5 protein-coding genes and 1 pseudogene are annotated in these 6,334 nt (G+C 70.4%); 5 read left to right on the top strand and 1 reads right to left on the bottom strand.

Going from position 1 to position 6,334, the window contains the following annotated elements; genetic code table 11:
- Positions 1-127: 127 nt before the first annotated feature.
- From ACT2CW_RS46725 to ACT2CW_RS46710, 4 genes and pseudogenes are all read left to right on the top strand, one after another.
- A pseudogene (locus ACT2CW_RS46725) lies at positions 128-412 on the top strand (glutamate ligase domain-containing protein); the annotation flags it as partial.
- Between the two features lie 311 nt (positions 413-723).
- The gene (locus ACT2CW_RS46720) at positions 724-909 is read left to right on the top strand and encodes a hypothetical protein (RefSeq protein WP_445520997.1); all 186 of its coding nucleotides are present in this window, start codon (positions 724-726) and stop codon (positions 907-909) included.
- Positions 902-1,276 (top strand): hypothetical protein, encoded by a 375-nt coding sequence (locus ACT2CW_RS46715; RefSeq protein WP_445520996.1) that lies wholly within the window; start codon positions 902-904, stop codon positions 1,274-1,276. Before ACT2CW_RS46720 ends, ACT2CW_RS46715 begins: the two co-directional genes overlap by 8 nt.
- 331 nt (positions 1,277-1,607) lie before the next feature.
- Positions 1,608-2,114, top strand: a complete 507-nt coding sequence (locus tag ACT2CW_RS46710) for a hypothetical protein (RefSeq protein WP_445520995.1) — start codon at positions 1,608-1,610, stop codon at positions 2,112-2,114.
- Here the strand turns inward: ACT2CW_RS46710 and ACT2CW_RS46705 are convergent.
- Complete coding sequence (locus tag ACT2CW_RS46705; protein ID WP_445520994.1) at positions 2,111-4,630, bottom strand: tetratricopeptide repeat protein; 2,520 nt, start codon at positions 4,628-4,630, stop codon at positions 2,111-2,113. The genes ACT2CW_RS46710 and ACT2CW_RS46705 overlap by 4 nt on opposite strands.
- Before the next feature lie 405 nt (positions 4,631-5,035).
- On the opposite strand from ACT2CW_RS46705, the gene ACT2CW_RS46700 reads away from it, so the two are divergent.
- Positions 5,036-6,286, top strand: coding sequence for a hypothetical protein (locus ACT2CW_RS46700; RefSeq protein ID WP_445520993.1), 1,251 nt, complete (start codon positions 5,036-5,038; stop codon positions 6,284-6,286).
- Positions 6,287-6,334: the final 48 nt, after the last annotated feature.

Genomic DNA, 6,334 nt, shown 5'->3' with positions numbered 1-6,334 from the left:
GCATCCGCGAGCTTCGCGTGGTCCAGGGCCCAGCAGGACACCTCGACCACCTCGGTCTCGCGCTGGTAAACCGCAGCGGGGTCCACGTCCGTATCGGCGATAACCGTGGGCCGAGGAGTGGACGACAATCGCCGGCACCTACTCCGATCTGTGCGTTCTCACTTCGGACAATCCCCGGAACGAAGACCCCCGGATGATCATGGATCAGATCGTCCCGGGCCTGCTCGCGAGCGGCACCACTTTCGAACGGTTCGCCGACCGCCGCCGCGCCATCTCCTTCGCCCTGTCCGCCGCAGGGCACGGCGACGTCATCCTGATCGCGGGCAAAGGCAGCGAGCCCTACCAGATCGTCAACGAGGAACTGCTGCCGTTCAGCGACATGGCGACGGTACGCGAACTCGCCACGCGGTAGGCGTACCGGCCTTTACACGTTGACCTGCGCCGGATACAAGGCCGCCATCACGCCCACCGGCTCCCTCCCCCGAGATGGACGACCTGGCCAACGGCTCCTGGGATGATGAAGCAGACGCTGGCGGTGAGAGCGACTCCGTCGCGGAACGGCCCCAGTCCGGACCCGTCAGACGCAGAGGGACGAAGGGACGAGGGATGGCCGCGCAGCCAGTCCATCCGCACCAGCCGGAGCCGCGGGTCCCGCGCACCATCGGTGGTATTTCCGAGGCTCTGCGTGGTGCCCGGCGGGCGCAGTTCTTAGCGGAGGTCCTCGTGGCCGAGCAGGGTGCCGATCTCGATGCGACGCTGACCGAGTGGTGGGGCCGGGCCATGCTGGACAGCGACCCGCAGCGCGACCGCATCCACGCAGCCGCCGAGGCGGGCACTCTGCCGACCATGAGCTGGGACGAGATCGCGCGCCGCCGCCGTGCGAACGACGGAGCGATGCCCGGTGAGTGACGAACCCCGCGGCTTATGGCCGGTCGCGCCTTCCGAAGCGGTGGGGGAAACCCTGGCCGACCCAGGGCTGTCCGCCGGCCTGTTCTCTGCGGTGGTCGCCCTGACAGTGTCGATTGCCGAGGATCCGTGGCTGAAGGGCAGCGCGCCTCTTGAGGGCGATGATGGCTGGCGAGAAGTCCTGATCCCCAGCGGGCGCTGCATCGCGGAGTACCGCATCACCCAGGACGCCCACGAGGTGATCATCAACCGGATCGTGTCATTCTTGCCGATTACGGGCGGACCGCTCTGGGCCAGAAGTGGTCGGTCTTCGTTCGCCTTCGCTCGGATTCAGGCTGGGGGCGAAGCAATGCGCTCGCCTTCCGGCTGATCACAAAGCGTACGTTGTTGACGTGCCACTCTCACTCACGATGTTCCCGCTCGCTCGCAGCGGCCCGAGGCGGGGCTCGGCGGTGCTGATGCCGAGTTCGATGATGGGGTGTCAGCTGTCCGGGGATCGTCTCGCCAGCTCTCAGTATCGATCGGGTCCGGCTGCGGGGCGCAGGTCTCGGTGGCGCGTCCGGAGGTTCATCCCGTATCCCGTGGGCAGGGCCGTCCGGCTATGTCCGGCGCCGTCCGGAAGGCCTTCTCGGGTACGCCGGTGGGCGGCATTCTCTCCTGTAATCCAGCAACTGCCGGACCATGAACGAGGGGGAACGACCATGTCGAAGAAGCCAATGTGGGGCGCTGCGCTTGCGGGGGCGCTCATCGCCGGCGGCGTGTACACCGCACCGTCTGCCAGTGCCGTGAGCGGCCCGGAGCACTGCGCCGTCGTCATTAAGAAGGTCGAGCCGGGGCAAGCGGAGTCGAAGGTCGTCTCGAAGCAGTGTGCCGACAGCGCGGAGGCCCTCAACGTGAAGGTGTCCGGCGCCGCGCTCGCCCCTGCAGCGTTGTTCACCCTGTACGACGACAGCGACTACCGCGGCAGCTCGTACACCATCTACGGCTACGAGGGTGACTGCGACGGCGCCGGCTACCGGTACCCCACGCTGGGCTGGTCGTACAACGACTTCGCGCGGTCGATCCGGCTGCACGGGGCCTGCGACACGGCCAACCTCCACGAACACGCGAACTGGGGCGGCCTGGTGACACGGGTCGACGGCTACCGGTCCGACCTCGGCGACCTCAACGATCGCGTCAGCTCGATCGCGGTCTGGAACACCTACTAGCCGGCAGGCCCGGGAAGGCCGCTCAGGAGGGAGCGGATCTCCCGGGTGTGGAAATGATCGGGGCCGAGGGCGGTCTCCCGGGCGAGGAGCGCGGCATCGAGGTGGCGCCGGCCCTCGTCCGGCCGCTCCGCCGCCGCCAGCGCGGCGCCGAGCCATTGCCGCGCGAACAGCGTGTGCGGACGCTCGGGGCCCAGCGACTTCACGAGGCCGGCAAAGGCCGTTTCAAGGTGGTCCAAGGCCGGTTCGGTCCTGCCGCAGCGGAGCAGGATGCTCCCGCATTTGGCGCGGCTGTTGAGCAGTACGGCGTGGCCCTCACCGAGGTTCCGTTCGACGGCGGCCAGCGCCTCGGTGGCGAGCGTCTCGGCCTCGTCCGTCTCTCCCGCGAGTGCGAGCAACTGCCCGAGCGCGAGCTGGGACTGAAGAGTGTCGATGTGCTCGAGCCCGTCCGTACGGCGGCGGGTCTCCAGCACCTCCCGCTCCAGCCGGCAGGCTTCCTCCAGCGACCCCGACCACCGATGGGCACTGGCCAGGTTGTGCTTGGTGATCAGCGTGCTCGGATGCTCGGGCTCACGCACCCGCTCCATCACCGCGAGAACCTCACCGAGCAGCCGCGCCGACTCCTCGGGACGGCCGCAGTCGAGCGCCATCAGACCCTGATCGCTCAGGGCCACCAGCGTGTCGGGGTGTTCGGGGCCCAGCACGCGCCGCCGCGCGGCGGCGAGCTCGGCGAACAGCCGCTCGGCCTCGCGCACCCGGCCACCGCGCCACAGCAGATACCCGCGGTTCGCGCGGGCCGACAGCAGTTCCGGGTGGTCCTCGCCCAGCGTCGACCGCTGAGCGAGAACGGCATCGATGAGGTCCTCGGCCGTGTCCGCGGTGTTGGCGACCGAGAGCTCGTCGACCATACGGTTCGCGAGGGCGCAGATCTCGGTGATGGCGTACGACGAGGTGCGCAGCAGTTGCCGAAGGTGCGGGGTGATCGCCAGCCAGGTCGGCCAGGCGTGCCAGTCCCGCTCGGGGTACGCGGCGGTCACCGCCTCGAGGAGTGCCGCCGCCGCGCGTTGGGCGCGCCGTTTGTCCTGCGTGTCGGCCCGTGCCGCCTCCGCCACGAGCGGGTGCAGCAGGATGGCCGAGTCGCCGCCGGCGTCCGCGCCGTCGATCATGATCAGGCCGAACGCCGCGAGGCCGTCGAGCCCTGCGAACAGGGCGGTCTCCGGGGGCCCCGTGATCAGCTTGTGCTCCGCCAGCACCCGAGGGTTCAGCCAGGCGGTACGGATGGGGTTGTTCGGGGCGTATTGGGCCAGCACCTCGAGGATTCCCCTGGCCTGCGGCACGCCCTGGTCCGCGAGCGTATGCAGAGACAGGCCCCAGGTCCGGGTGATGTCGGACCGTACGCTCCCACCGTGGCGTGTGGCGCCGAGACTGAGCACGTTGAGACCGCCGTCCGCGGAGACGCGCCGCGCGAGGCCGGGAAGGTCGAACGTCGCAAGGCCGGAGCCGAGGTAGCTGCCGGCGAGGTGCAGGGCGAGCGGAAGCCCGCCGAGCTCACGGGAGAGGTCCTCTGCCGGAGCCCGCTCGGCGCCGCCGCCCGGTAGGCCCATGCGGTCCAGCAGCAACGTGGCACCGGCTGCGGCGGGAAGCGGGTCGAGTATCCGCAGGTGTGCGTGGTTCCCCCACCTGGCCCAGTCGATGATCCGGCTGGTCACCACGGTGACGCCCGCGCCGCTCGGGCGGACCCAGCCGGTGCCGCCGGTGAGGTCGCCAGCCGGCGCCAGGACCGCGGGATCGTCCGCGTTGTCGAGGATGAGCAGCCACTTCCTGGGGGCGGCGTGCAGCTGGCCCCAGACGAGCTCCAGGGCGGCTGCCGCCGAAGCCGCGGCGCCGCGCTGTTCCCGTTCGCTCGCGCCGAGTTCGGCGGCCACCGAGATCATCCCGCTGTGGAGGGCGGACTGGGTCGCGGCGTCCACCCACCACACCCGGAGGCCGTGTTCGGTGGCTCGGCGGGACAGCTCCAGCGCGACCGTGCTCTTCCCGACGCCTCCCATACCGGCGAGTACCACCACCGCCTCGCCCGGCCCCGCGAACGCGAGCTCGCCGAGCCCGTCCAGGAGTTCATCGCGTCCATGGACCACGGGCAGGCGGCCGACGGGGGGTGCGACCACCGAGCGTGGTACGGCGGGTTCGTCGCCGGGCGTGCGAGGTGCCGGGCATCCCTCGCCCTTCGCCCGGCCGTACGCTGCCCGGCAGTGAGCGCGGACCTCGTCGGCGTCGGCGAACGCGTTGCCGTACTGCTCGGCGAGGCGGATCACGGCCTCGACGACCGGGGCCGCCCCGTCGTGCCAGTTGCGCGGCAGGCTCCTCCCGGTCAGCCAGTCGTTGATCGTGGACCGGCCGAGTCCGGAGACCGCCTCGAGCTGGCGGACCGACAGTCCTCTCTCGGGAGCGGCGGCCCGCGCCGCGATCCGGCGCAGGGCCACGGAGAACGGATTGTCCTGAGGTGAGTGGGGGGTGGGCAAGAAGATCCTCGGGTCGAGAGCGGGACTCGGCCGTGAAGAGCTTAGACGGCGGATCCCGAACTGCTGAAGGGGAACTTCGCCGAACTCACCGAGGTTGCCTGGGAGCGTTCCGCACGGGCGGCTGCCGTTCCCGAAGTCGCCGCCCGGGCGCCGACGGCCCCTGGCCAGGCCCAGCAGCCCTACCAGTGATCCGCGGTACGGGCCTCTCGAGGCGCGGCCGTGACGGCCGGCCTGGCCGGTTTCGGCTTGAAGAACCACTGCTCTTAGGACAGTTGACTCGAACTTCCCGCGTGGAGGGTCCCGTCCTGGGGCAGCATACGCAACGAACTCGACTGACTACCCGTTGCGACGAAATGGGGGATGATGGCCCGCCAGCCGAACCCGGACCTCACCAACACTTTGACGATGCTCCACACCGCCGTCACGCACACGGACAAGAACATCCGGGACGCGCTCGACAAGAGCGTCGAGAAGCTAGAGTCGGCCGGCCGGGCCGCCCATGACGATACGACCAAGGAGGTCGTCGACGAGCTGGGCCGGATGCGCGCGAACTTCCGCGACGTCTACAACAAGCTGAACTCCAACGGAGAAGCGCTCAACACTGCCGTCCACGACGTCGTCGCCCAACTGCGCGCCGAGTTGCGGGAGCTGCGCGTCGTGCTCGCGGACCTCACCCCTGCTGCACCGCCCCCGCTCACCACCCCGTCCTCCCCCGCCTCGGTCCTCCAGGAGGCATCCGGTACCGAGGACGACAGCACCAGTCTCGCGCCTGCATCAGTCACCACCGTCACCGAGCCCGACCAGCACGCGGAAGAGGCCGCCCTCCACACCGCGGTCCCGGCGCAGCGGACCGCCGATCAGGGCTCCTCGCCCAGCCCAGCGCTGTCGGTCGACGCGGTCCGCCAAGCCGTCCGCGAGGAGCTCGCCCCCGTGCTCACCACGCTCACCACCCCGGACAGCAACGGCGACGGCCCGGCCAGTGACCGGCAGGACGTACCGGACCGGCTGCGCGAAGCAGCCGGGGAGATCAAGGAGGAACTGGGCACTGCCCTGGAGGAAGCCCGGTCCCAACTCGCCTCCCTGCAGCGGGATATCGCTGACATGCGCGCCGCAGTGGAGGAGCTGCGGCCCCAGCCCGACGCCACCGACGAGACCGCGGCCACCGAGGTGAGCGCGGAGCACAGTGCCCTGCTCAAGACAACGGCCCGCGTCTCCTCCGCCAGCCTGCTGTGCCACCGCGATATCTGGGAGTTCATCACCGCCCACGCCGGGCGGCACCCGCACTTCCGAGTGCCGCCGCAAGTCGCCGATGAGGAAGGCGAGCGGATCCGCGCCGCACTGTCCGGCCGCTCCCTGATCGCCCTGCTGATCAGCTTGCACTCCACCAAGCACACCGCCAGCGACGGCGACGGCGACCGTGAGCTCGCCACCACCCTGTACGAGCGGATCGAGGAGAGCCTGACCGGCCTCACCCCCAGCGGCAAGCCGGTCACCATCACCCTCGACGACCGCACCGCCCCCGTCCCCGCCCCGAACACCCTGGCAGCCGAGAGCGGCACCGAGGCCGAGGGTGAACCGGAGAACACCGGCACCCCACCGGCCTCCACGGAGCAGGACGCGAACCCCGGCGAGGAGGCCGGCCCGGCCGCCGCGTGAATGGGCCCCAAACGAGCCATCGGCGCCTGCAGTGGTGGCACCGGATCT

This window comes from Streptomyces sp. NEAU-174 (genome assembly GCF_052665095.1).
Note: the sequence above shows the minus strand (reverse complement) of the source record. Positions and strands in the feature narration are given on the sequence as shown.